Consider the following 24,929-nt stretch of genomic DNA (forward strand, 5'->3'; position numbering starts at 1 on the left):
GATGCCGTGGCCTCAGGTGGCTGAGCCCGCCGGGGGTCGCGGGGCCCGGACCCTTCGACACGCTCCGGGTCGTCGACCCGCAGGGTCCTCGTCGGCTCAGTCGCCCTTCGGCTGCTCGACCGTGCGGGGCGTCCCCTTCTCGTCGGCGACGTCGGCCGCGGCATCCTGAGGCCCGTCGACGGACGCGGGCTCGCGGCGGGCGGCGATGAGGCTGGCGATCGTCGCGACCGCCATCGACACCACGATCACCGCGAGAGAGACCCACGTCGAGATCTCGGGCGCCCACTCGATGGGCTCACCGTCGTTGATGAACGAGAGCTCGTTGACGTGCATCGCGTGCAGGATCAGCTTCACACCGATGAACGCGAGGATGAACGCGATGCCGTAGTGCAGGAACTTCAGGCGGTCGAGCAGGTCGCCGAGCAGGAAGTACAGCTGGCGCAGACCCATCAGCGCGAAGAGGTTGGCCGTGAACACGATGAACGGGCTCTGCGTGATGCCGAAGATCGCCGGGATCGAGTCGATCGCGAACAGCAGGTCGGTCACGCCGATCGCGACGAACACGATGATCATCGGGGTGAAGAGCTTCTTGCCCTTGACGCGTGTGATGACCTTCTTGCCGTCGTACGAGTCGCTCATCGGCAGCACGCGACGCAGCGTCCGCACGATGAGGTTCTCTTTCTGCGAGTCGTCGTCGTGGTCGTCGCCCGGGAACGCCTGGCGGATCGCCGTGTAGACCAGGAACGCACCGAACAGGTAGAAGATCGGGCTGAAGTTCTCGATGATCGTCGCGCCGACCAGGATGAAGGCGCCGCGCAGGATGAGCGCGATGATGATTCCCACCATCAGCACCTCCTGCTGGTACCGACGCGGCACCGCGAACTGCCCCATGATCAGCACGAACACGAAGAGGTTGTCGATCGAGAGGCTGTACTCGGTCAGCCAGCCCGCCACGAACTGTCCCGCGACTTCTCCCCCGGCGACGATCCAGAGGACGCCGGCGAAGATGAGCGCGAGGGTCACGTAGAACACGACCCAGAGCGTCGACTCTTTCGCCGCCGGGATGTGCGGGCGTTTGAGGATGATCAGCAGGTCGGCGACCAGGATCAGCACGAGCACGACGAGCGTGATCGTCTGGAAGAGGGGGTCGAGCTGCAGCTCCATCGCGGGGCCTTTCATCGGGGAAACGCTCGAGTTTATCCGCTCGCTCCCGCCGGGCACGGGGTTGTGCACCTAGTGCTCATAACGTGCGTACATCCGTGAGACGATCCGCTCGAGCCGGACACCTCTGAGTGAGAGAGTGCTTCCCGGGGCTCACCCGGAGAGCGGAACGGATGCCATGACCCACGGAGTCATCGACGACAGGGCCCTCGTGGCGCGCGCCGCCGGCGGGTCGGAGGTCGCGTATCGCGAGCTGTATCGGGCGTACGCGCGACCCGTGTACTGGATCGCTTTCGGTCTGGTCGGCGAGCCCGCGGACGCCGAGGACGTGGTGCAGGAGACGTTCGTGGTCGCTTGGCGGAAGATTCCGTCGCTGCGGCTGGAGGGCGAGTCCCTGTTGCCCTGGCTCGCGACCGTCTGCCGGTTGCAGGCGCAGAACCGACTGAGGGCGCGTCGTCGCCATGGATCGCACGCGGCGCTCGACGACGAGATCCCCTCGTCCGTCGACGTCGAGGCTCAGGTCGTGCAGGCGCAGACCGTGGCCGCGATCCTGGCCGCCGTCGATCGGCTCAGCGACCTCGACCGCGAGATCTTCCGCCTGTGCGCCGCCGAGGGCTACGGGTACGAAGCCGCCGCCGCCTCGCTGGGCGTGTCGCACGGGACCGTTCGCAACCGCCTCTCCCGCATCCGCTCCCGGGTGCGCGCCACCGCGATGGAGACGGAGACCCCTTGACCACGCCCACTCTTCCCCCTCTCCCCGCCGACCGGATGGATGCCATCGAAGCCGCCGTCTTCGGCCGGATCGCCGACGAGCGCGAGCGCACGCGCCGCCGTCGTCGCGGGATCTGGACGGGCGCCGGAGCCGCGGCCGCCGTGGTCGTGGTCGCCGCGTTCGTCGGCCCGTCGCTGACCGCCACCTCGGGGTCCAGCGGATCGAGCACCGTCGTCGGGGCCGAGAGCCAGGGGCTCACGGACCAGTACTCGAGCGGATCCGCCCTAAACCCACCCGTCGCGCCGATCGCCCCGGGCGAGCAGGCCGCGGGGTCGTCCTCGTCGTCCGGGGCCGCCGCGGGAGACGCTGCGGCGCGCGACGCGGCGACCCGCGACATCGTCGCCACCGGCTCCAGCACGGTCGAAGTGGACGACATCGCCGCGGCGATCGACGCGATCGGCTCCGCCGCGACCGGGGCGGGCGGATACGTCGAGTCGTCGCAGCTGGGCGGTGCGATCGGCGCGGTGCCGTACGAGGGCTCGGCGACCGGGCCCGCGGCATCCTCGGGCTGGATCACCGTGCGCGTCCCCGCCGCCGCCCTCACGAGCACGATGGACGGACTGCGCCAGGTCGGAGTGATCACGGCCACGACCGTCAACCGCTCCGACGTCACCGAGCAGACGGTCGACCTGCGCGCGCGAGTCGCGGCCGGCGAGGCTTCGGTGGCGCGACTCACGGAGCTGATGGCGAAGGCGGGCTCGGTGTCCGACCTGATCACGGCGGAATCCGCCTTGGCCGAGCGACAGGCGCAGCTCGACTCCGACCGTCAGGTGCTGCAGTCGGTCGAGTCCCAGGTCGCGATGTCGTCGCTCAGCGTGCAGCTCGTCGAACGCTCCCCCGCCGTCGCCGCCGACCCCGCCGGTTTCGGCGACGGGCTCGGCGCCGGCTGGAACGGTCTGGTGGCCACGCTCAACGGCATCGTGATCGGCCTCGGCTTCTTGCTGCCCTGGATCGCGGTCGCGGCAGTGGTCCTCGCGGTGACGTGGGGCGTGCGCCGGGCGCTGCGGCGCGGTCGCGAGGCGCGCGAAGGCTGAGCTGCAACGCTCAGCAGCCTCGGACCGACGGAAGGAGCCGGGGATCGGATGCCGGATCGTCTCGGCATCCGAGTCTGCTCGAGCGTCCGCGAGCTCCTTCTCCCCGGCCGCACCCACCACAACGACGAAGAGCTCCGACCATTCGGTCGAAGCTCTTCGTCGTGTTGGTGACCCCAGCGGGATTCGAACCCGCGTTACCGCCGTGAGAGGGCGGCGTACTAGGCCGCTATACGATGGGGCCGCGTCGCAACCGTTCAAGTATGCATCACGATTGACGCGCACGCAAAATCGAGGCCGAACCGTCGAAATCCCGGGCGTGTCCGGCCACGGTACCGCGAGTTGGGCGCACAGGGAAGAGCCGTTAGACGCTGTTCACCCTTCGCGCCAGCGCTTGCCTCTCTCCCGCCGTCGGGAGTTGACTCGGAGTATGCGCCTCACGAAGCACGAACACGCCGCCCTGATCCTCGTCGAATCCGGTCACTCGCTCGTGATCGATCCGGGCAGCTTCACCTCGCCGCTGGACAACCTCACGAACCTCGCGGGGGTCGTGATCACGCATGAGCACGCGGATCACTGGACGCCCGAGCACCTCACACGCCTGCAGAAGGCGCACCCGGGCGTGCCGATCTACGGACCCGAGGGCGTGAGCGAGGCGGCCGCGGGCTTCGAGGTCACCGTGGTCCACCCGGGCGACACCCTCGACCTCGGCCCCTTCCACCTCGAGTTCTTCGGCGGCAAGCACGCCGTCATCCACTCCTCCATTCCGGTGGTCGACAACGTCGGCGTCCTCGTCAACGACGCGGTGTACTACCCGGGCGACTCCTACGCGGTGCCCAAGCACAAGAAGATCGCCCTGCTCGCGGCCCCGGTCGGCGCCCCCTGGCTGAAGATCGGCGAGGTCATCGACTACGTCCTCGACGTCAAGCCCGAGCGTGTCTTCGCCACGCACGACATGACCCTGTCGGTCGCCGGCAAGCAGATGGGCGACGCGCGCCTCACCTGGGCCGTCGAGCAGAACGGCGGCTCGTTCGTCGACCTCAAGCCGGGCGACTCGGTCGAGGTCTGAGGGGATGGTGTCGAAGCGGGCGGCGGGTTTGACGGCGCTCCTCACGGTCGGGCTGCTCGCCTCCGCGTGCTCCGCGCAGACGCCCGACGATACGCAGGGGGCGCGTTCAGCCACCGACGCATTCCTGCGCGCGCTGGCGGACGGGCGCGCCGCCGAGGCCCTCGCCATGTCCACGGCGACCTCGGACGACCTGGCGTGCCCCGAGATGGCGCAGGACTCCGATCGGGCTCGGTCGATCGCCGCGCCCTCGGTCGACTCCGTCGCCGTCCAGGGCGACACGGCCACCGCCGACGTGTCGTACCGCGCCCCCGAACCGGTCTCGACGACCCTCAACCTCGAGAAGCGCGACGGAGACTGGGCGGTCGTTCTTCCCGACGACTGGAGACTCGAGCTCGCCTTCGACGGCCCCACCATCGCCGACGTGACGGTCGACGACACGTGCGTCCTCCCCGCGGGCGATGCGTCCACGGGCGTCGCGTGGCCCGGCAGATACCGGATCGCCGTCACGGATCCGACCGGCGTGCTGCAGCGCACCGAGAGCTTCCTCATCGAGGTCCCCGGCAGCGGGGTGACCGGCTACGACGGCGACCCCTCTGCGCTGGCCGCCGTGCCCGACGATGCTCTCGACGCGCTGCGAGCCCAAGCCGCACCGCTGCTCAGCGCCGAACGGGAGCGCTGCCTCGCCGCCGCGACCTGCCCGGCGGGCCTCCGAGGGGCCTCGGCCGACGCCCCTCCCTCCACGGCGTCGCTCACGATCGAGCGCGTGTGGACGGACGATGGCCGCAGCTGGCGGTTCGAGACGCCGCAAGACCTCGCCCCCTCATTCCGCGGCACGCTGTCGCGCGACGGCCAGGGAATGCTCGCCGTCGCGATCGACGAGAGCTGACACCGCCGCAGCCCCCGACTCGACAAAAGAACACCGGATGCCACGAGCCCTGGGGCCGTGGCATCCGGTGTTCTGGGAAGAGGCGCTTACTGCGCGTCGAGATCGGTCTCGAGAAGGGCGACGAGCTCGTCGAGCGCCTGCTCGGCACCCTCACCCTCGGCCTTCAGCGTCACGACGGTGCCGTGACCGGCGCCGAGGCCCATGAGCGACAGGATGCTGCCGGCGTTGAGGTCGGCACCGCCCTCGGCGGCGATCGTGACGGGAATCTTCTTCTCCTGCACGGCCTGCACGAAGAGCTTCGCGGGGCGGGCGTGGAGGCCCGAGGCGCTCGCGATGGTGGCCTGACGTTCTGCCATGGTGAATCCTTCCGATTCGACGGGGTGTTACGCGGCGACCGTGGCTGCGGGAGCAGCCTCGGTGACGGCGGCGTCCTGCGTGCTGCGGCCGATGCCCTTGAGGGCGACGACGATCAGCGCAGTCACGACGGTACCCGCCACGATTGCGAGGGCGAAACCCCAGAAGGGGTTGATCGCGAAGAAGACGAAGATGCCTCCGTGAGGTGCGAACGACTGCACCGAGAGCAGCATGCTCAGACCACCCGTGATGGCGCCACCGACCATCGACGCGGGGATGACGCGCAGCGGGTCGGCCGCGGCGAACGGGATCGCGCCCTCGGAGATGAACGAAGCACCGAGCAGCCACGCGGCCGCGCCGTTCTCGCGCTCGACCGGGGTGAACTTCTTGCGGGCGAGCAGCGTCGAGGCGAGGGCCATCGCGAGCGGGGGCACCATGCCAGCGGCCATGACGGCCGCCATGATCAGGTACGGGGTGGTGTTCGTCTGGGTCGCGGCGGCGAGCCCCGTGGTGGCGAAGACGTACGCCACCTTGTTGACGGGTCCACCGAGGTCGAAGCACATCATCAGACCGAGGATGACGCCGAGCACGATGGCTCCGGCACCGCTGGCGGCGAGCGAGGTCAGACCGTCGGTGAGCGCCGCCATGAGGGCCGCGATCGGACGACCGAGGAACAGGATCATGAGCCCCGAGGCGAAGATCGAACCGAGGAACGGCACGATGACCACGGGCATGAGGCCGCGGAGCCAGCGGGGCGCGTCGAAGCGACCGAGCCACCAGGCGATGAAGCCCGCGAGCAGACCACCGATGATGCCGCCGATGAAGCCGGCGTTCATGAGCACGGCGACGGCACCGGCGACGAAGCCGGGCGCGATGCCGGGGCGGTCGGCGATCGCGTAGGCGATGAAGCCCGCGAGCACGGCGACGATGAAGCCCATCGACGTGGCGCCGATCATGAAGGCGACCGACCCGAGGTACTGACCCACCGGGCCGAACGACGAGGTGATGTTCTCGGTCGGCAGGTCCCAGAGCGAGTTCTGGATGATGACGTTCGCGGCGTTCTTGGTGACTTCATAGCCACCGAGCAGGAAGCCGAGCGCGATGAGCAGACCACCACCGGCGACGAACGGGATCATGTAGCTGACACCCGTCAGCAGCCAGCGCTGGATGCGGCGCCCCACCGACTGCTGCGCGACGGGGGCGTCCGAAGCGGATGCCGCGGCGCCACCGCCCTGCACGCGAGCGGCGTTCGGGTTCTCGCTGGCGGCGAGGGCCTCGGCGATGAGCTGCTTCGGCTGCTCGATGCCGCGCTTGACGCCCGCGCGGACGACGGGCTTGCCCGCGAAGCGCTGCGGCTCGCGCACGTCGACGTCGACCGCGAAGATCACGGCGTCGGCGTCGTCGATCACGCTCTGCGGAAGGGCCTTGTAGCCGCTCGAGCCCTGCGGTTCGACGATGAGCTCGACGCCCTCGGTCTCGGCGCCGGCGGCGGTGAGCGCGTCGGCGGCCATGAAGGTGTGGGCGATGCCCGTGGCGCACGCGGTGACGGCGACGATCTTCTTGGTCTTGGTGGCGGTGCGGGCCTCGGCGCGCGTGGCCGCGGGCGCTGCCGCCGCCGGGGCTGCCGCGGGTGCGGCGGCCGGGGTGATGGCAGCCGTGATGAGCGTCACGGCCTCGGCGGGCGTCTGCGCGGAACGCAGGCCCGACATGAAGTCGTTGTTCATGAGGCTGCGGGCCAGCTGTGACAGCACCGAGAGGTGAGCCTCGTCGGCACCCTCGGGCGCCGCGATGAGGAACACGATGTCGGCGGGTCCGTCGGGGGCACCGAAGTCGACGCCGGGCGTGAGCCGCGCGAAGGCGAGGGTGGGCTCGGTGACCGAGGCGCTGCGCGCGTGCGGGATGCCGATGCCGCCGGGCAGGCCGGTCTCGTCCTTCTGCTCACGCGCCCACGCGTCGTCGAACAGCTCTTGGGCACTGCGCGCGCGGCCCTGCGCGACGACGCGCTCGGCGAGAGCACGGATCACCGACTGCTTGTCGGTGCCCAGGGGCGCGTCGAGAGTGACGAGCTCCGGAGTGATGATGTCGGACATTGTCAGTGACCTCCGTGGTCAGGATGTTGCGATGGGGGTGGGGAATTCGGTGACGGCGATCGGCCCCGCGGGCAGATCGTCGGGGGTCGGCGCCTGCGTGCCGGGCAGAGTGGCGGCGGCCGCTCCGTAGGCGATGCTGCGCGCGAGACGGTCGGGCGCGGTCGCGCCCTCGAGGTCGGCGAGCAGGTAGCCGGCGAGCGAGCTGTCGCCCGCGCCGACGGTGCTGGCGACCTGGATGCGGGGGGCGCGACCGCGCCAGGTTCCGTCAGCCGTGAAGAGCAGGGCGCCGTCGGCGCCGAGGGTCACGAGGGCGGATGCCACGCGGCCCGGAACCAGCGTGCGTGCGCGGCGCGAGGCGGCGTCGTGCACGTCGTCGTCGGCTGCGGGGTCTTCGCCGACGAGTTCGGCGAGCTCCTCGTGGTTGGGCTTGATGAGGTCGGGGCGGGCGGTGGCGACGACGGCGCTGAGCGCCGGCCCGGAGGCATCGACAGCGATGAGCGGGGCGGCGGCGCCCCAGCGCTCGCGCACCGCGGCGATGAGGTCGGCGTAGAACGACACCGGCACTCCGGGCGGAAGCGAGCCGGCGAGGACGAGCCAGGTCGCGCCCTGCGACGCGGCGACGACGCCCGCGACGAGGGCGTCGGCTTCGGCCGCCGAGAGTTCGGCACCCGGCAGGTTGAGCTTGGTCGTCTCGCCCGCCGGGTCGGTGATCGTGAGGTTCGCCCGGGCCCGACCGGCCACCTCGATCGCGTCGAGGGCGATGCCGGTGTCTTCGAGGAGCATCCGGTAGGGGTCGTGGGCGTTGACCGGCACCACGGCGCGCGCGGGGGCTCCCGCGGCCGAGACGACGCGGGCGACGTTCACGCCCTTGCCTCCGGCGTCTTCGCGCGACGACAGGGCGCGCTGCACCTCGCCGGGCTGCAGGGCCTCGGACAGGACGACGGCGCGGTCGGCGGACGGGTTGGCGGTCAGAGTGACGATCATGCGACGCGCACCTCGATGTCGGCGGCCGCGAGGGCCTCGGAAAGGGCCGCCGGAGGGGCGGCGTCGGTCACGAGCACGTCGAGCTCGTCGAGTCGGGCGAAGCGGACGAGCAGCTCTTCGCCGAACTTCGCCGCGTCTGCGAGGAGGACCACGCGACGGGCGGACTGGATGATGGCCGCCTTGACCGCGGCCTCTTCGGGGTCGGGGGTGCTGAGTCCGAAACCGGCGCTGAGACCGTTCGTTCCGACGAACGCGATATCCGGACGCAGTTGTCCGATCGCGCGGACGGTGTGCGCTCCGACCGCGGCCGCGGTGACGCCGCGCACGCGCCCGCCGATGGTGGTGAGCGAGAGACGCTCCTCTCCGGCGAGCAGGTGTGCGGCTTCGAGGGAGTGCGTGACCACCTCGACACCGCCGATGCCCGCTCCGAGAGCGGCGGGAAGGAGCGAGGCGACCTCGGCGGGGGTCGTGCCGGCGTCGACGAAGATCGAGCCGCGGAAGTCCGGTCCGAGCAGAGACACGGCTTCGGAGGCGATCGCGCGCTTGGCATCGCGGTGGCGCTCGCGGCGCTCGGTGAGGGGGGACTCAGCAGTGCTGGCGCGACCGATGTCGACCGCCCCGCCGTGGACGCGGCGCAGGGATCCGAGCGACTCGAGGCGGTCCAGGTCGCGGCGGACGGTCTCGGTCGTGACGTCGAAGCGGCGGGCGAGGTCGACGACGCTGACGCGTCCGACGTCGCGCAGTTCGCGCTCGATGAGCTGCTGGCGCTCCATTGCGTACACGGGAATCCCCTTCGAAGATTCCCACATGATACAACACGAAACCACACACGGCAACAGAAATGCGAACGGGGAAAGCAATCCAGCGACAGCGCGATTTGCCACACGAACGAAGAACCGCGACTCGGCCGCGCAGAAAGTGAGGCTATCCTTACCTTTGGTCCGCCGTCGGGCCGCTCGTTCCACGATCCCTACGGAGTTCCCGGATGCCACGCGCCCGCGCCCTCGCCTTCCCCCTCGTCCTGCTGACCGCCGCAGCCGCTCTGACCGGCTGCGGAGCGTCGGAGGTCGTTCCCGAAGCCTCCGCCACCTCGGCCGGAGAGGGCGCCACGGTCTACCCCCTGACGCTGGAGAACTGCGGGCGCGAGATCACGGTCGATCAGGCCCCCAGCCGCGTGGTCTCGCTCGACCAGGACTCCACCGAGATCCTGCTGTCGCTGGGGCTCCAGGACCGCATGGTCGGCACGGCATCCTGGACCGATCCTGTTCTGGACTCGCTCGCCGAGGCGAACGCCGCCGTTCCCCGTCTGTCCGACAACGCCCCCTCGTACGAGGTCGTGCTCGGAACCGATCCCGATTTCGTCACCGCCTCGTTCGGCCGCCACTTCGCCCAGGGTGGCGTCGCCACGCGGGATCGCTTCGCCGAGACCGGTATCGCCTCCTACCTCTCCCCCACCGACTGTGACGGAGACGTGAGCTTCAACGCGGGCGGAAAGCGGACCACCCCGCTGACGATCGACGCGCTGTACGGCGAGATCCGCGACCTCGCCCGCGTCTTCGACGTCTCGGATCGCGGCGAGGCGCTGATCTCCTCGCTGCAGCAGCGGGCCGCCGCCGCGACCGAGGGCATCGACTTCGAGGGCCACAGCGTCGCCTTCTGGTTCGCCGACACCAAGACCCCCTACGTCGCGGGGGGATTCTCGAACGCCGCACTCCTGGCATCCACCACCAAGATGACCAACGTGTTCGCCGGGCAGACCGACGACTGGCCCGCGGTCGGGTGGGAGAGCATGGTCTCGGCCGACCCTGACGTGCTGGTGCTGGGCGACCTGCAGCGGGACCGCTTCCCGGGCGACCGGCTCGCCGACAAGATCGCGTTCCTCGAGAGCGACCCGCTCACCAGCACCATGACCGCCGTGAAGGAGAAGCGGTACATCGCGCTGCACGGCGCGGAACTGAACCCCTCGATCCGCTTCGTCGACGCGCTCGACAAGATCCGCGCCTGGTGGGACGAGAACGGGAGCACGCTCTGAGCGCGCCCGTCGTCTCGCGGGCCCGACTCGGTCGGGGTTCCGCGGGACTCGGCATCCTGCTCGCTCTCGCCGGCCTCGTCGTCCTGGTGATCTCGGTGGGTGTCGCGGTCACGCTCGGCCCCGCCGACGTGTCGCTGGTGAACGTGCGCGACGTGCTGCTGAACCACCTCGGTCTCGCCGACATCCCGGTCAAGGCCGCGAAGAACGCCATCGTGTGGGAGGAGCGTCTCCCCCGCGCCCTGGTCGCCGCCTGCGCCGGGGCAGGTCTCGCGCTCTGCGGGGTCGTCATGCAGTCGCTGCTGCGCAACCCGCTCGCCGAGCCGTTCGTGCTGGGCGTGTCGTCGGGGGCGTCGACCGGCGCGGTCGTGATCGGCGTGCTCGGGATCGGCGGCGGGGTCCTCGGCCTGTCGGGCGGAGCCTTCGTCGGCGCACTGGTCGCGTTCGGTCTCGTGCTGCTGCTGTCGCGCTTCACCTCGGGCGGTACCTCGGGCGTCATCCTGGCCGGTGTCGCCAGCACGCAGTTCTTCTCGGCGCTGACCTCTCTCGTCGTGTTCGCGGTCGCCGACAGCGACGAGACGCGGGGCGTGATGTTCTGGCTCCTCGGCTCGCTCGAGGGCATGCGCTGGGACAAGGTCGTCCTGTGCGCCGTCGTGGTCGTCGTCGGGGGTGCGGTGTGCCTGTTCGCGGCACGCGCCCTCGATGCCTTCACGTTCGGCGACGACGTGGCCGCCTCGCTCGGCATTCCCGTCGCCCGCACCCGCATCGGGCTGCTCATCGTGACGGCCCTCATGACCGCAGCCCTGGTCAGCGTCGTCGGCGCGGTCGGCTTCGTCGGCCTCGTCGTGCCGCACGCCGTCCGCCTGCTGGTCGGCCAGCGTCACATGCGCGTGGTCCCGCTCGCGGCGGTCGTCGGCGCCGTGTTCATGGTGTGGGTGGATGCCGCGACGCGCACGCTCTTCGCTCCGACGCCCCTGCCGGTCGGGGTCGGGACGGCGATCGTCGGCGTCCCCGTCTTCGTCGCTCTGCTCGTTCGACGGAGGGGACGCGCATGACGCTCGAAACCCGCGAGGTGCGCTGGACGCGCGGGGGAACCCTCGTCGTCGACGGCGTCTCGCTGCATCCCGACCCCGGGACCACCGTGGGTCTGCTCGGGCCCAACGGCTCGGGCAAGTCTTCGCTGCTGCGCCTGCTGCAGGGCGCGGCGCGGCCGGACTCCGGCGAGGTCCTGCTCGACGAGCGGCCGCTGACGCAGTGGCGCCGCCGCGATCTCGCCCGCACGGTCGCGGTGGTCACGCAGCACGCCGAGACCGACGCCGACATCATGGTCCGCGATGTCGTGCGCCTCGGTCGCACTCCGCACCGCCCGATCTGGGGCGGGTCGACCAGCGGCGACGAGGAGGCGATCGCCGCGGCGCTCGAGCGGGTCGCCCTGACGGACAAGGCCGACCGCCTCTGGCACACCCTGTCCGGTGGAGAGCGTCAGCGTGCGCAGATCGCCCGCGCCCTGGCGCAGGAGCCCCGCGAGCTGCTGCTCGACGAGCCGACGAACCACCTCGACATCCGTCACCAGCTCGACGTGCTGGCATTGGTCGCTGCTCTGCCGGTGACGAGCATCATCGCCCTGCACGACCTCAACCTCGCGGCGACCTATTGCGACAGCGTGCTCGTCTTGCGCGAGGGCGCCGTCGTCGCCGCGGGAGCCCCCGCCGAAGTGCTCACGCCGGCGCTCATCGCCGAGGTGTACGAGGTGAGGGCGAGAGTGATCCCGGATGCCGAGACCGGGCGCTCCACGATCCTGTTCGACGGGCCGCTGGCATCCTGATCCCTTCCGTCCACCCTCTCAGGGGGCGATGACGGAGAGGGTGAAGCGGAGGGTCTTGCCGTCCGGGCCCGTGAGGGTGGCCGCCGTCTGACCGATCTCGTGCGGCAGGAAGCCGGGGCGGAACACCGAACCCTCGGAAGGCCCTCCCGGGGAGAAGTCGGCGATCGCCACGTCGGCCGTCGACCCGGTCCATTCGGCCTCGGTGCCGTCGGGGACCGCGAGCACGAGCGAGGTGCCGATCTTCACGGTCGCGTCCTTGCCGTCGAGGTCCTCGGGAGAGACGACCGTGGGGGCGAAGGCCTGGTCGTCCACCGACGCGGCGGGACTCGGAGCGTCCGCCGCGGGCGCGACGGGAGTGTCGGATGCCGCGGGCGCGCAGCCCGCGAGCAGGACGCCGGCCGTGACGACCAGGGCGAGCCGAAGAGCGAGGGAGCGCTTCACGAGGACCTTCTTCCGCGAGGAGGGAGACATCGTGCGTCCCCGCTCGGATGCTAACCCGCGAAGTCTTTGATCGCGCCGAGCGCGCCGGATTTAGTCGCCGAGAGGGATCTCGACCGAGGTCACCGAAGAACCGCCGAGGTCGAGCAGCCCGGGAACGGCCGCGGGGTGCTCATCGTCGGGCAGGAGTTCGGCCCGGGTCTTCGGCCGCGCCGGTTCGCCGGGGAGCCCGGCCCACTCGCTCGGTTCCTCGGGTCGCTGTACGAAGAGTCCCATGGAGCCATCCTCTCGCCGATCCGCCGTTCACGGCAGAGGGTGAGCGGTGAAGAAGGTTTCGATCAGGGTCGTCGCGTCAACGTGTTCGCCCGACCCCGGGGCGCCGGGCCACACGTGCCCTCCCCCGTCGATCCGGTAGTGCACGAGGGCGCCATGGTCCCGGCATCCCGTCCAGCTCTGCTTCTCGACCCCCGTGGAGACCGTCTCCGACCGTGGCTCGGGGGTGCACCCGTTGCGGGCCACGAGTTGCGACAGCCACAGCGTCACCGGAACGACCCCGGCGTCGTGGCGGGTGCCGCCGTCGTAGGGGATGACGTCGTCGGCGGTGCCGTGGAACTCGATGACGGGGACCGGCCGGGCATCCGGGCACGGTGGGTTGGTCGCGGGGTACACGGCTCCCGAGACCACCGCGAACGCGGCGATGCGCTCGGGCAGAGCGCACGAGAGCAGCGAGACGAACCCTCCGCCATTGGACATTCCCGCCGCGAACACGCGCGCGGTGTCGATGCACAGACGCGACTCCACGTCGTCGAGCACCGCCGTGGTGAAGGCCACGTCATCGGCGCCGGACGAGTACGGCGCTCCTTGCCAGCCTGTGCCGACGGCGGAACTGGCGGGCTGAGGGTAGACGACCACCGCACCGCTGTCGTTCAATCCGACCTCGCGCTCGAGTTCGCCGACCGGCGCGCGATACCCGGCGAACCCCAGGATGAGCGGCGACGGTGTGGTGCCGTCGTGGCCGGCGGGCACGTGGACGTCGAAGAGGCGGTCCTCGCCCGCGACGGTCAACGACAGCCGTGTCGTCTCGCCCGAGGGGAGACTCGAAGCCGCGGCGCACGCCGACGTCGATGTGGGGCTGGCCTCTCGCGGAGCCGCGGGCGAGGCGCTGCAGCCCGCCATCAGCACGGTCACGAGCGAGACGACCACGAGAAAAGGGACGCGGGGGCGCATCCGGTCATCCTACGGTTCGCACCTCGATGGCCCGGAGCCGCTCACCGCCGCGGCGCGAGGTACGCGAAAGGCCCGGGATCTTCCGATCACCGGGCCTTTTCACAGAGCTGGGGTACCTGGACTCGAACCAAGAACAACGGAACCAGAAACCGCCGTGTTGCCAATTACACCATACCCCAATGGCTTCGAGCCGTAACTCGTGCCGAGGATCAATCTTACGTGACGCGGAGCCCTGCGCCAAACCGGCGCCCCGCTCGGCGCGTCCCGGGCGCGTCCCGGGTGACTCGTCGCCAGCCGCGCCGACGACGGAGGTTCGCTCACCGATCCGCGTCGCATCCTCTGCGTCGGGCGCCACCGCGCGCTCGAGAACGCGCGATCCCCGCGACCGGAAGGCCACGGGGATCGGGGGGCGTCTCAGCCCAGGTGCGAGACCAGCGCCTCGAGGCGGCGGATCGACTCGGCCTTGCCGAGCAGCTCCATCGATTCGAACAGCGGCGGCGAGATGCGGCGGCCGGTCAGCGCGACGCGCGGCGGGCCGTAGGCGACGCGGGGCTTAAGCCCGAGCTCTTCGACGAGGGCCGTCGACAGGGCCTCCTGCACGGCGGCGGCAGTGAAGTCGTCGACACCCTCGAGGGCACGAACGGATGCCGCGAGCACCTCCGCCGCATTCGCGGGCAGACCCTTGAGCGCATCCTCGGCGTAGTCGACCTCGGACACGAAGAGGAAGCCGAGCATGCCGGGGACCTCGCCCAGCAGCTGCACGCGCTCCTGCACGAGCGGAGCCGCCTGGGCGATGATCGCGCGGTGCTCCTCGCTGGGCTGCTCCGCGATGAAGCCCGCCCCCGCGAGGTAGGGGACGATCCGGGTCGCGAAGTCATCGGCATCCAGCATGCGGATGTGATCGCCGTTGATGGCCTCGGCCTTCTTCTGGTCGAAGCGCGCCGGGTTCGGGTTCACGTCGGCGATGTCGAAGGCGGCGATCATCTCGTCGAGCGAGAACACGTCGCGGTCGCTCGCGAGCGACCAGCCGAGCAGCGAGAGGTAGTTGAGCAGGCCCTCGTGGATGAAGCCCTTCTCGCGCTGCAGGAACAGGTCGGCCTGCGGGTCGCGCTTGGAGAGCTTCTTGTTGCCGGTCTCGCCCAGCACGAGCGGCATGTGGCCGAAGCGCGGCAGGAAGTCGGTGACGCCGGCGTCGAGCAGCGCGCGGTACAGCGCGAGCTGACGAGCGGTCGAGGGCATGAGGTCTTCGCCGCGGATGACGTGGGTGATTCCCATGAGCGCATCGTCGACGGGGTTCACGAACGTGTAGAGCGGGATGCCGCCGGCGCGCACGATCACGAAGTCGGGGAACGACCCGGCCGGGAAGGTGACCTCGCCGCGGATGAGGTCGACGAAGGTGAGGTCCTCGTCGGGCACGCGCACGCGCCACGCGGGCTCGCGACCCTCGGCGCGGAAGGCGGCCTTCTGCTCGTCCGTGAGGTCGCGGTCGAAGTTGTCGTAGCCGAGCTGTTTCGCGCGGCCGTTGGCCTCGTTGCGCGCGTCGATCTCTTCGGCGGTCGAGTAGCTCTCGTACACCGCACCCGCGGCGATGAGCTTGTCGAGCACCTCGCGGTAGATCTCGTGGCGCTGCGACTGACGGTACGGAGCGTGGGGTCCGCCGACCTCGACACCCTCGTCCCAGTCGATGTTCATCCACCGCAGCGCCTCGAGGAGCTGCCGGTAGCTCTCCTCGCTGTCGCGCGCGGCATCGGTGTCTTCGATGCGGAAGACGAGCTTGCCGCCGTTGTGCCGGGCGTAGGCCCAGTTGAACAGGACGGTGCGGATGAGACCGACGTGCGGCAGCCCCGTGGGTGAGGGGCAGAAGCGGACGCGAACATCGGCGCCGGTGGCGGTCGTGGTGCGGGGATCGGGCGTGGCAGACATCCCCTCGATCCTACCGGCGGGCGGTGTCGCTTCCCGAGTGCCGGAGGTGATCGGCCAGCACCTCGCCCATGACCTCCAACGCCGCTCCGACCGCGGGCACGTGCTCGGCCCCCCGCGCGGTCACGACGTGCAGGGTGCGCGCCTCGGCCGCGGGCAGTCGAGGAGCCGCGATGCCCGCGAGCATCGGGAGCGACGCCACCGCCATCCGCGGCAGGATCGCCATGCCGACCCCCTGGGCGACCAGATTCTCGACGGCGATGAAGTTGTCGGTCTCGAACGCGATGTCGGGCGTGAACCCGGCCCGGCCGCACGCTTCGAGAAGGTGCCCGCGGCACTGCGGGCAGCCCGCGATCCATCGCTCCCCCGCGAGCTGCGACAGGTCGATGGGGTCGTGCGCGGCGGCCGGGTGACCGGTGGGCACGACCACGACGGTGTCGTCGTCGCCGATGGGGCGGGACGAGAGACCGGATGCCGCGGACTCGAGATGTTCGCGCCGATCACCGGGGTAGCTGTAGGTGAGGGCGATGTCGGCACGGTTCTCGCGCACGGCGGCGATGGCCTCGGGCGGCTCGGCCTCGACGAAGCTGATCGAGACGCCCGGGCGGCGCGCGGTGACGGCGGCGATCACGCGCGGCACCACGGTCGACGATGCGGAGGGGAAGGCGGCGATGCGAACCCGGCCGGCGCGAAGTCCCCGGAGCTCGGCGAGATCCCCGGCTGCGGCGTCGAGGGCCGTGGTCACGGCGGCGGCGTGACGGGCGAGGATCGACCCGGCCTCGGTGAGACGCACGCCTCGGCCGACGCGTTCGACGATCGGCATCCCGGCCCGTCGTTCGAGCCGCCGCAGTTGCTGGCTCACCGCGGGCTGGCTGTAGCCGAGGGCTCGGGCGGCGGCCGTGATCGACCCGGTGTCGGCGATGGCTTTGACCACCCGCAGGGCGTTCGCGTCGAGGGAGTCGTCGATGTCGACCATGGGCATACATAAGCAGACGTGATGGTTTTCATGCAACACCTGTTCTGGTGCAATGACACGCGCGGCGAGATCCTGGGTTCATGAGCAGCCTCGCATCGCACTTCGCCGGCGGCCGCGACTACCTCGCAGCCTGCACCCTCGGCCTGCCCTCGCGCGCCACGGTGGCCGCGGTCCGCGCCGACCTCGAGTCGGCGGCATCCGGTCGACCCGACGTCGTCGCTGCGTCCCTGGCCGTCGAAGAGGCTCGAGCCTCGTACGCGCGTCTCGTGAGCTCCCCGGTGAGCGACGTCGCGATCGGCTCGCAGACGTCGGTCCAGGTGGCGCTGCTGGCCTCCTCGGTGCCCGACGGCGCCGAAGTGCTGTGCGCCGAGGGCGACTTCTCGTCGCTCGTCGCCCCGTTCGCCCACGCGGGCCGGGGCGTGCGACTGCGCACGGCTCCCCTTCGGGAACTCGCCGCCGCCGTCTCCCCCGACACCTGGCTCGTCGCCTTCTCGCTCGTGCAGTCGGCCACCGGAGAGGTCGCGGATGCCGCGGGCATCGCCGCCGCGGCCGCCCGCGCCGGAGCGCGCACCCTGTGCGACCTCACCCAGGCCGCGGGGTGGCTCCCCGTCGACGCGACCATGTTCGACGCGACGGTCTGTCACGCCTACAAGTGGCTCTGCTGCCCCCGCGGCGTGTCCTTCCTCACGATCACGCCCGCGTTCGCGAGCGAGATCCGGCCCGTGCAGGCCGGGTGGTACGCGGGCGACGACCCGTGGTCGTCCTGCTACGGCACGGGCGGCACCCTCGCCGCCGATGCCCGCCGCTTCGACGTCTCGCCCGCGTGGCAGGCGTTCGTGGGGGCCGCCCCCGCGCTCGCCCTGTTCGCCGACACCGACATCACGGCGACCTACGCGCACGTGACGGGCCTGGCGGCACGCTTCCGCGAGGGCCTCGGCCTGGAGCACCCCGAGCGCCCCTCGGCGATCGTCACCTGGCCGGATGCCACGGGTGAAGCCCTCGCCCAACTGACCGCCCACGGGATCACGGCGTCGGGGCGCGCGGGTCGAGCCCGCGTGGCATTCCACGTGTTCAACGACGAACTCGACGTCGACCGGGCTCTGCACGCGCTCGGCGTCCGCGGCGGCGAGGACCTCTCGGCCTTCGACGGCTTGGTCTACGCGATCTGAGGCGCCCCACGCCCGTCGGCTCACCCGGCGGCGCGTTGACGCGTGAGCCACCGAGGACCGTCACGAGGACGGGGCTCGAAGCGACACGCCCCGTACCTCACGCGGCGGGTATCGGCCGGCGGGACCCGACGACGACCGCCCCCGCGCACACCAGCGCGACCGGCACGAACGCCCACAGCGCGAGTCCGCCGTAGCCGACGAGGCCGAGGATGACTCCGGCGAGCACGGAACCCACCGCCGCGCACGCGGTCATGAGGGTGTCGCTGCGGCCCTGACGTCGAGGACGCAGGGCGAGGGGTGTGGCTTCGGTCAACAGCGCGGAGCCCGCCACGGTCGCCGCGCTCCACCCCAGCCCGAGCAGAACGAGGGCGACGAGGACTCCGCCCTGCGTGTCCGAGAAGGCGGCGGCCACAGCGAGCGATGCGGCCAGCAGCACCTGCCCCAGCAGGATCACGGGGATCCTCCCCCACCGGTCCGCCAGCCCGCCGAACAGCGGCGACAGCCCGTACATACCGAACACGTGCAGGGCGATCGTGACGCCGACGGCCAGGGTCACGGCATCCGAAGCGACGATGTGCGAGAGGTGCACCGGAGTCATCGCCATGACCGACGCCATCGTGACGTGCGAGGCCGCGACCGCGAGCATCGCGAAGCGGGCGGTCAACGGACGATCGGCCTCGGGGGCGGGAGCGGTGGCGGATGCCGTGCGCTCGCGGTCGAGGCGCTGGGCGAGCAGCAGCGGATCCGGGCGCAACACGAGCACGTACAGCCCGAAGGCGCAGACCTGCGCGGCGAACGAGAACAGGTACGCCCCCGTGAGCGGAGGCATGCCCACGCTCGCGCCGATGAGCTCACCCGGTGCCAGGAGCAGGGGCCCGACCACACCGCCCACCGTCGTCGCCCACACCACGGTCGCCAGGTCGCGCCCGCGGCGCGAGGTCGTGGAGAGGTCAGTGGCGGCGAACCGCGACTGCAGGGTCGCCGCGTTGCCGGCGCCGATCAGGGCGATGCCGACCAACAGCAGGGGGAACGCGCGCAGCGCCGCCGCGGTGATCACGACCGCGATGCCGAGGAGCGCGGCGATGTTGCCCGTCGTCAGGGCGACACGCCGACCTCGGCGGCCGGCCAGTCGAGCGAGCGGGATCGCGGTGAGCGCCGCGCCCAGGGTGACCGATGCCGTCGCGAAGCCCGACAACGCCTCCTGACCCGACAGATCGGCGGCCAGCAACGCCCCGAGCGACAGCGTCGCCCCGAACGCGACACCCGTGAGCACCTGCCCCGCCGCGAGCACCCGCACCGTCCGGCGCTGAGTGGCGGCGAGATCGACGCCCGCGGGCGTCGGGATCTCAGGCATCTCGCGCGGTGTTGCGCAGCACCCCGATGCCGTCGACCTCGACCTCGACGACGTCGCCGGCGTCGAACGAGCCGATGCCCGCCGGCGTGCCGGTGAGGATCAGGTCGCCCGGGAGCAGGGTGAACACGGCGCTGGCGTAGGCGATAAGGGCGGGGATGTCGTGGATCATGTCGGACACGGGGCCCTGCTGACGCACCTCGCCGTTCACGCGCGTCGTGATGGACGCGGCCTTCAGGTCGAGGTCGGTCTCGATGACGGGGCCGACGGGGCAGAACGTGTCGAAGCCTTTGGCGCGGGACCACTGGCCGTCGGTGGCCTGCAGGTCACGAGCAGTGACGTCGTTGGCGACGGTGTAGCCGAAGATGTACTCGCCCGCGCGCTCGGCGGGGACGTTCTTGGCGATGCGACCGATGACGACGGCCAGCTCGCCCTCGTAGTCGGTGCGCGAGCTGAGCTTCGTCGGGCGCACGATCTGATCGTTCGGGCCGATGACCGAGGTGTTGGGCTTGAGGAACATCAGCGGCTCGGCGGGTGCCTCCCCGCCCATCTCGGCGGCGTGGTCGTGGTAGTTCTTGCCGATGCAGACGACCTTCGAGCGCGGGATCACCGGGGCGAGCAGCGCGACCTCGGACAGGGGGATGCGCTCCCCCGTCGTGTCGAATCCGGCGAACATCGGGTCTCCGGCGAGCACCACGAGCTCGCCGTCGTCGACGATCCCGTAGCGAAGGGCATCCTGGTGGCTGAAACGAGCGATCTTCACCGTGCCAGCCTATCCGCGGCCTCCGACACGCGCGGGGCCACCCCCGTCCCTCTCCCCGGGTGAAGACGCCCCTCGCCGAGAAACACGGGCGGCACGCGTTTCAGCGCGCGCGTCGCGTTCATGCGTGGATCACCGGGCGCTCGGGCCGCGGATGGGCCGCGACCCCGCACAAGCGACGGAGGGGCCCCCGGCATCCGGGAACCCCTCCGTGAGACGACGCGGGTCAGGCGTCGAGGCGGTACAGCCAGCCGTGCTTGTCTTCGGCGCGGCCGTACTGGATGTTCGTGAGCTCTTCGCGCAGCTCGAGCGCGAGGGTGCCGGTCGGCTGCTCGTCGATGAAGTCGCGGCCCTTCAGGATGCCGATCGGGGTGACCACCGCGGCGGTGCCGCACGCGAACACCTCGACGATGTCTCCGGATGCCACGCCCTGGCGCCACTCGTCGAGCGAGACGTTGCGTCCCTCGACGTGGTGGCCGCGGTCACGAGCGAGCTGCAGGATCGAGTCGCGCGTGATGCCCTCGAGGATCGAGTCGGACTGCGGGGTGACGATCGAGCCGTCCTTGTAGACGAACACGACGTTCATGCCGCCGAGCTCTTCGACGTTGCGGTCCTGGTCGAGGAAGACGACCTGGTCGCACTCGTTCTCGTACGCCTCGGACTGCGGCAGCAGGCTCGCGGCGTAGTTGCCACCGGTCTTGGCTGCTCCGGTGCCGCCCTTGCCGGCTCGGGAGTAGTCCTCGCTGAGCCAGATCGACACCGGCTGCACGCCGCCCTTGAAGTAGGCGCCGGCGGGGCTGGCGATCAGGTAGTACGCGACCTTGTGCGCGGGGCGGACGCCGAGGAACGCCTCTTTCGCGAACATGAACGGACGCAGGTACAGGCTCTGATCGTCGCCGGAGGGCACCCATGCGCCATCGACGGCGATGAGCTCGCGCAGCGACTGCAGGAAGTACGGCACGGGCAGCTCGGGAAGGGCCAGGCGACGGGCCGAGCGCTGCAGGCGGCGGCCGTTCTGGTCGGGGCGGAAGGTGTGGACCGAGCCGTCGGCGTGACGGTAGGCCTTGATGCCCTCGAAGATCTCCTGGCCGTAGTGCAGCACCGCGGCCGCCGGGTCGAGCGAGATGGGTCCGTAGGGCGAGACGCGCGGGCGGTGCCAGCCGCCGCGGACAGACCAGCAGATGTCGACCATGTGGTCGGTGAAGCTCTGCCCGAAGCCGGGGTTGGCGAGGATCGCATCGCGGTCGGTGGCGCTCTTGGCCGCGAGGTTGCGGGTGACGGCGAACTCGAGCGGGTCGAGTCCGGTGTCGGGATCGGTGTCGATGGTGGTCATTCGTTGTCCAAAGCTTGTCGAGTGCCGGGGGCGATGCTCGCCGATCGGTCCAGGTTACGCCCGGACGCGCTCGGCGATGGCGTCGCCGATCTGGGCGGTGGTGCGGACCCCGTCGCGGTTCGCGATGTCGTCCTCGACCGCGCGGGTAACGCGGGCGGATTCGTCGGTGAGCCCGAGGTGATCGAGCAGGAGGGCGACGGAGAGGATCGCGGCCGTGGGGTCGGCCTTCTGGGATCCCGCGATGTCGGGCGCCGATCCGTGCACGGGCTCGAACATCGAGGGGAAAGCGCCGTCGGGGTTGATGTTGCCCGAAGCGGCGAGGCCGATGCCTCCGGTGACGGCGCCGGCCAGGTCGGTGAGGATGTCGCCGAAGAGGTTGTCGGTGACGATCACGTCGAAACGGCTCGGGTTCGTGACCAGGAAGATGGTTGCCGCGTCGACGTGCAGGTAGTCTATGTCGACCCCGGGGAACTCCTGCGCCACGGCGTCGACGATGCGCTTCCACATGCCGCCGGCGTAGACGAGCACGTTGGTCTTGTGCACGAGCGTCAGCTTGTGGCGACGGCGTTCGGCGAGGGCGAAGGCGTAGCGGACGACGCGCTCGACCCCGAAGGCGGTGTTCACCGAGGTCTCGTTGGCGACCTCGTGCGCGGTGCCGCGACGGATCGAACCGCCGTTGCCCACGTACGGCCCCTCGGTGCCTTCGCGGACGACCACGAAGTCGATGTCGCCCGGGTCGGCGAGCGGGCCCGCGGCGCCGGGGTAGAGCTTCGAGGGCCGCAGGTTGACGTAGTGGTCGAGTTCGAAACGGAGCTTCAGCAACAGACCGCGCTCGATGTTGGCGTCTTTCAGGCGGGGGTCGCCGGGGACTCCCCCGACGGCGCCGAGCAGGATCGCGTCGTGTGCGGCGATCGCGGCGAGATCGTCGTCGGTCAGGGTGTCACCCGTCTCGAGGTAGCGCCCGGCACCGAGCGAGAACGGCGTCTTCTCGAACGTGACGTCCGACGCGTCGGTGACGGCGTCGAGCACCTTCACGGCTTCGGTGACGACCTCGGGACCGATGCCGTCACCGGGGATGACGGCCAGCTTCACGACACGCGACATCGCTCTCCTCAGAGCTCGGGCACGTCACTTCTTCGACGTGCTGCGGGATCCTCCCAGGGTAGTGGCAGCGATGACCGCGGCCACGACGATCAGACCCGCTCCGATGAGCGCCGTGATCACGACCCCGGAGTCGAAGGCGTGCGCGGCGGCGAGACGCAGGGCGTCGGCCAGGGCGACGTCGTCCAGCGTGTTCGACACCGCGACGGCCCCGGCGAGCGTCTCTCGGGCGGCCTGGGCCGCGGCATCCGGGAGTCCCGCGGGCAACACGAGCTGAGCCCGGTAGAAGGCGGCGAGGATGCCGCCGAGCACCGCCGTGCCGAGGACGGCTCCCACCTCGTACGCGGTCTCGGAGACCGCGCTGGCCGCGCCGGCCTTCGCCGAGGGAGCGCTGGAGAGGATCAGCTCGTTCGAAACGGTCTCGGCCGCCCCGATACCGATGCCCAGCAGCGCGAACGCGATGATCAGCAGCGTCAGATCGGCCGTCGAGAGCGCGACCATGACGTAGGCGACCACCGAGAACGACAGGGCGACGGGCACGACGACCCGCGCCGGGAAGCGCTTGGCGACCGCGACCACCGCGAGGCCCGAGATGATCATGAGCACGAGCCCGGGCAGCAGGGCGAAGCCCGCGACCATCGGCGACAGCCCGACGACCAGCTGCAGATGCTGAGCCACGAAGTAGAGGAAGCCCACGAGCCCCACCACGCTGAGCAGGTTGACCAGGATCGCGCCCGAGAACGTGCCCTGACGGAACAGTGTCATGTCGAGCATGGGCGTGGCCAGGCGTCGCTGGCGCCGGACGAACAGCCAGCCGAAGACCACCCCGACGACGAAGAGCACGGGAGCGAGCGAGAGGGGGCCGTCGACGGCGAGCTTCTTGATGCCGTAGACGATCGGCACCATGGTCGCCAGCGACAGCAGCACGCTCACGGGGTCGAATCGGCCCGGGTGGGGGTCGCGACTCTCGGGCACGAAGAACGGCGCGAGGATCAGCAGCGGAACCAGCACCGGCACCGCCATGAGGAAGACGGAGCCCCACGTGAAGTGCTCGAGGAGGAAGCCACCGACGATCGGACCGAGTGCCGCTCCCGCCGAGAAGCCGGACGCCCACACGGCGATGGCGATGCGACGCTGGTCGCGGTCGCGGAAGATGCTGCGCAGCAGCGACAGGGTCGAGGGCATGAGCATGGCGCCGAACACGCCCATGAGCGCGCGGCCGGCGATGAGCAGGGCCGCGGTGGGCGCGAACGCCGACAGCGCGGACACCGCCGCGAAACCGGTCGCCCCGATCAGGAGCATGCGGCGACGCCCGAACCGGTCGCCCAGGGTGCCCATGGTGACGAGGAGCCCGGCGAGGACGAGGGGGTAGACGTCGATGATCCACAGCTGCTCGATGCTCGAGGGCTGCAGCGACAGGGCAATCTCGGGGAGCGCGAAGCTCAGCACCGTGTTGTCGACCGACACGAGAAGCACCGGCAGCATGAGGACGGCCAGCGCGAACCACCCGCGCCAACCGGCACGCGTCACGGTGATCTCCGAGGTGGGCAACGACGAGGTGAGCATTGTGCGAATCCGTTTCTTAACCGTCCAGCCGGTATAGTATCAGAGCAATGCCGACCGCCGCCAGTACGATCGAGGAGTCATGAGCCGTCCCCCTCTCGCCCGCGAAGCCGTCCTCGACGCCTTCAGCCGCATCCTCGTCGACGAGGGCGAACGCGCCGCGACGATGGATGCCACCGCGCGCGGTGCGGGCGTGTCGAAGGGCGGCCTGCTCTATCACTTCGGCTCGAAGAGCGCTCTCGAAGCGGCCCTCGTCGAGCGGCTGGAGAGGCTCGCCGAAGAGGACGTCGCCGAGATCGAGCGATCCGACGAGGGCGTGGTCGCAGCTCACCTGCGCTCCTCGCAGAACACCGGCTCCCCCCTCGACGTGACCATCCTCGCCGTGTCCCGCCTCGCACAGAACGGCAGCGACGCCGCCTCGGCTTCCCTCCGTCGTGTCCGCGAGCTCTGGGAAGACAGCCTCCGTGCGCACACGCGAGACGAGACGGCGCTGCAGATGGTGCTGCTCGTCAGCGACGGGCTGTACTTCAACGCCGTCCTCGACCTCAACGCCCTCCCCGGCCCGGCCCTCGAGGGCGCCGACCTCGACGCGCTCATCGCCCGCGTCGTCGCCGCGGCGACCTAGACCGCGAGAGTCGCCGGTCAGTCGCGCAGCCGCTGGACCCGCCGCTCACGACGCTCGCGCCGGAGCTCGATCACCACCCCGAGCAGGATCAGCGCCCCGCCGATCACACCGACGAAGCCCCACGGCGTGCGGCGCACGACATCGGCCACTCCGGCGACGACGAACAGGATGCCGAGACCGGCGGAGACGACGCGAAGGACGAGGGCCACGAGCGAAGTGTCATCCGCCCGATTATGCGTCGCCCCAGAGCGGGGAACGTGCGCGC

The 24,929-nt window shown here is 70.7% G+C and carries 25 protein-coding genes and 2 tRNA genes; 9 read left to right on the forward strand and 18 right to left on the reverse strand.

The features are described 5' to 3' along the window. Window positions 1–96 precede the first annotated feature (96 nt). Complete coding sequence (locus AB6V31_RS07515) at window positions 97–1,164, reverse strand: TerC family protein (protein ID WP_268104918.1); 1,068 nt, start codon at window positions 1,162–1,164, stop codon at window positions 97–99. Window positions 1,165–1,339: 175 nt separating this feature from the next. Between AB6V31_RS07515 and AB6V31_RS07520 the strand changes: the two genes are divergently transcribed. Beyond that, window positions 1,340–1,894, forward strand: a complete 555-nt coding sequence (locus tag AB6V31_RS07520) for an RNA polymerase sigma factor (RefSeq protein WP_369364869.1) — start codon at window positions 1,340–1,342, stop codon at window positions 1,892–1,894. Continuing rightward, a complete protein-coding gene (locus AB6V31_RS07525) occupies window positions 1,891–2,967 on the forward strand; it encodes a DUF4349 domain-containing protein (RefSeq protein WP_369364870.1) in 1,077 nt (358 codons plus the stop codon). Before AB6V31_RS07520 ends, AB6V31_RS07525 begins: the two co-directional genes overlap by 4 nt. Window positions 2,968–3,132: 165 nt before the next feature. Here the strand turns inward: AB6V31_RS07525 and AB6V31_RS07530 are convergent. After that, window positions 3,133–3,208: transfer RNA gene (locus tag AB6V31_RS07530), tRNA-Glu, on the reverse strand. A 186-nt stretch (window positions 3,209–3,394) separates the two neighbouring features. On the opposite strand from AB6V31_RS07530, the gene AB6V31_RS07535 reads away from it, so the two are divergent. Continuing rightward, window positions 3,395–4,033 (forward strand): MBL fold metallo-hydrolase, encoded by a 639-nt coding sequence (locus tag AB6V31_RS07535; RefSeq protein ID WP_369364872.1) that lies wholly within the window; start codon window positions 3,395–3,397, stop codon window positions 4,031–4,033. 4 nt (window positions 4,034–4,037) lie between these two features. Further along, window positions 4,038–4,919: a hypothetical protein gene (locus tag AB6V31_RS07540; protein ID WP_369364873.1), complete on the forward strand. Its 882-nt coding sequence runs from the start codon at window positions 4,038–4,040 to the stop codon at window positions 4,917–4,919. Between the two features lie 86 nt (window positions 4,920–5,005). On the opposite strand, the gene AB6V31_RS07545 is transcribed toward AB6V31_RS07540, so the two are convergent. The 4 genes from AB6V31_RS07545 to AB6V31_RS07560 are packed head-to-tail and all read right to left on the reverse strand — an operon-like array spanning window position 5,006 to window position 9,129. Beyond that, window positions 5,006–5,275 (reverse strand): HPr family phosphocarrier protein, encoded by a 270-nt coding sequence (locus AB6V31_RS07545; RefSeq protein WP_056230686.1) that lies wholly within the window; start codon window positions 5,273–5,275, stop codon window positions 5,006–5,008. Window positions 5,276–5,302: 27 nt separating this feature from the next. Continuing rightward, entirely contained in the window at window positions 5,303–7,363 is a 2,061-nt protein-coding gene (locus AB6V31_RS07550) for a fructose-specific PTS transporter subunit EIIC (RefSeq protein WP_369364875.1), read from the reverse strand. 18 nt (window positions 7,364–7,381) lie between these two features. Then, window positions 7,382–8,347 (reverse strand): 1-phosphofructokinase family hexose kinase, encoded by a 966-nt coding sequence (locus AB6V31_RS07555; RefSeq protein ID WP_074695129.1) that lies wholly within the window; start codon window positions 8,345–8,347, stop codon window positions 7,382–7,384. Then, window positions 8,344–9,129, reverse strand: a complete 786-nt coding sequence (locus AB6V31_RS07560; protein ID WP_369364877.1) for a DeoR/GlpR family DNA-binding transcription regulator — start codon at window positions 9,127–9,129, stop codon at window positions 8,344–8,346. Before AB6V31_RS07560 ends, AB6V31_RS07555 begins: the two co-directional genes overlap by 4 nt. 203 nt (window positions 9,130–9,332) lie before the next feature. On the opposite strand from AB6V31_RS07560, the gene AB6V31_RS07565 reads away from it, so the two are divergent. Genes AB6V31_RS07565 through AB6V31_RS07575 form a run of 3 tightly spaced genes read left to right on the forward strand, consistent with a single transcriptional unit; the run spans window position 9,333 to window position 12,201 of the window. Next, on the forward strand, window positions 9,333–10,379 hold the full coding sequence (locus AB6V31_RS07565) for an ABC transporter substrate-binding protein (protein WP_369364878.1): 1,047 nt from the start codon (window positions 9,333–9,335) through the stop codon (window positions 10,377–10,379). A gap of 53 nt (window positions 10,380–10,432) precedes the next feature. Further along, entirely contained in the window at window positions 10,433–11,431 is a 999-nt protein-coding gene (locus AB6V31_RS07570; protein WP_369365081.1) for a FecCD family ABC transporter permease, read from the forward strand. Beyond that, a complete protein-coding gene (locus AB6V31_RS07575) occupies window positions 11,428–12,201 on the forward strand; it encodes an ABC transporter ATP-binding protein (protein ID WP_074695133.1) in 774 nt (257 codons plus the stop codon). The genes AB6V31_RS07570 and AB6V31_RS07575 overlap by 4 nt, the downstream gene beginning before the upstream one ends. Before the next feature lie 18 nt (window positions 12,202–12,219). Here the strand turns inward: AB6V31_RS07575 and AB6V31_RS07580 are convergent, their stop codons facing one another. The 6 genes from AB6V31_RS07580 to AB6V31_RS07605 form a co-directional block, all read right to left on the reverse strand. Next, window positions 12,220–12,642: a hypothetical protein gene (locus AB6V31_RS07580; protein ID WP_156371727.1), complete on the reverse strand. Its 423-nt coding sequence runs from the start codon at window positions 12,640–12,642 to the stop codon at window positions 12,220–12,222. Window positions 12,643–12,732: 90 nt separating this feature from the next. Further along, window positions 12,733–12,915 carry a hypothetical protein gene (locus AB6V31_RS07585; protein ID WP_056230670.1) on the reverse strand — a complete coding sequence of 61 codons (183 nt, stop codon included), beginning with the start codon at window positions 12,913–12,915 and terminating at the stop codon, window positions 12,733–12,735. A gap of 27 nt (window positions 12,916–12,942) precedes the next feature. Further along, window positions 12,943–13,866 carry a PHB depolymerase family esterase gene (locus AB6V31_RS07590; RefSeq protein WP_369364881.1) on the reverse strand — a complete coding sequence of 308 codons (924 nt, stop codon included), beginning with the start codon at window positions 13,864–13,866 and terminating at the stop codon, window positions 12,943–12,945. Between the two features lie 107 nt (window positions 13,867–13,973). Then, window positions 13,974–14,045: transfer RNA gene (locus AB6V31_RS07595), tRNA-Gln, on the reverse strand. Between the two features lie 235 nt (window positions 14,046–14,280). Beyond that, on the reverse strand, window positions 14,281–15,789 hold the full coding sequence (gene gltX, locus AB6V31_RS07600) for a glutamate--tRNA ligase (protein ID WP_369364883.1): 1,509 nt from the start codon (window positions 15,787–15,789) through the stop codon (window positions 14,281–14,283). A gap of 10 nt (window positions 15,790–15,799) precedes the next feature. Further along, window positions 15,800–16,762, reverse strand: coding sequence for a LysR family transcriptional regulator (locus tag AB6V31_RS07605; RefSeq protein WP_369364885.1), 963 nt, complete (start codon window positions 16,760–16,762; stop codon window positions 15,800–15,802). An 80-nt stretch (window positions 16,763–16,842) separates the two neighbouring features. Here AB6V31_RS07605 and AB6V31_RS07610 point away from each other — a divergent pair, with 80 nt between their 5' ends. Beyond that, window positions 16,843–17,931: an aminotransferase class V-fold PLP-dependent enzyme gene (locus tag AB6V31_RS07610; RefSeq protein ID WP_369364887.1), complete on the forward strand. Its 1,089-nt coding sequence runs from the start codon at window positions 16,843–16,845 to the stop codon at window positions 17,929–17,931. A gap of 97 nt (window positions 17,932–18,028) precedes the next feature. Here AB6V31_RS07610 and AB6V31_RS07615 read toward each other — a convergent pair whose 3' ends face one another. From AB6V31_RS07615 to AB6V31_RS07635, 5 genes are all read right to left on the reverse strand, one after another. Then, window positions 18,029–19,285, reverse strand: coding sequence for an MFS transporter (locus tag AB6V31_RS07615; RefSeq protein ID WP_369364889.1), 1,257 nt, complete (start codon window positions 19,283–19,285; stop codon window positions 18,029–18,031). After that, the gene (locus AB6V31_RS07620) at window positions 19,278–20,045 is read right to left on the reverse strand and encodes a fumarylacetoacetate hydrolase family protein (RefSeq protein WP_369364890.1); all 768 of its coding nucleotides are present in this window, start codon (window positions 20,043–20,045) and stop codon (window positions 19,278–19,280) included. Before AB6V31_RS07620 ends, AB6V31_RS07615 begins: the two co-directional genes overlap by 8 nt. A gap of 223 nt (window positions 20,046–20,268) precedes the next feature. Beyond that, on the reverse strand, window positions 20,269–21,375 hold the full coding sequence (locus AB6V31_RS07625) for a branched-chain amino acid aminotransferase (protein ID WP_074695141.1): 1,107 nt from the start codon (window positions 21,373–21,375) through the stop codon (window positions 20,269–20,271). A gap of 54 nt (window positions 21,376–21,429) precedes the next feature. Further along, on the reverse strand, window positions 21,430–22,479 hold the full coding sequence (locus tag AB6V31_RS07630; RefSeq protein WP_369364892.1) for a 3-isopropylmalate dehydrogenase: 1,050 nt from the start codon (window positions 22,477–22,479) through the stop codon (window positions 21,430–21,432). A 24-nt stretch (window positions 22,480–22,503) separates the two neighbouring features. Beyond that, window positions 22,504–24,042, reverse strand: a complete 1,539-nt coding sequence (locus AB6V31_RS07635) for an MFS transporter (RefSeq protein WP_056230651.1) — start codon at window positions 24,040–24,042, stop codon at window positions 22,504–22,506. Window positions 24,043–24,121: 79 nt separating this feature from the next. On the opposite strand from AB6V31_RS07635, the gene AB6V31_RS07640 reads away from it, so the two are divergent. Continuing rightward, window positions 24,122–24,664, forward strand: a complete 543-nt coding sequence (locus tag AB6V31_RS07640) for a TetR/AcrR family transcriptional regulator (protein WP_056230649.1) — start codon at window positions 24,122–24,124, stop codon at window positions 24,662–24,664. Window positions 24,665–24,681: 17 nt separating this feature from the next. Here the strand turns inward: AB6V31_RS07640 and AB6V31_RS07645 are convergent, their stop codons facing one another. Further along, window positions 24,682–24,873 (reverse strand): hypothetical protein, encoded by a 192-nt coding sequence (locus AB6V31_RS07645; protein ID WP_056230647.1) that lies wholly within the window; start codon window positions 24,871–24,873, stop codon window positions 24,682–24,684. Between the last annotated feature and the right edge of the window lie 56 nt (window positions 24,874–24,929).

This window comes from Microbacterium sp. 16-032 (assembly GCF_041079455.1).
Taxonomy (GTDB): Bacteria; Actinomycetota; Actinomycetes; order Actinomycetales; family Microbacteriaceae; genus Microbacterium; species Microbacterium testaceum_A.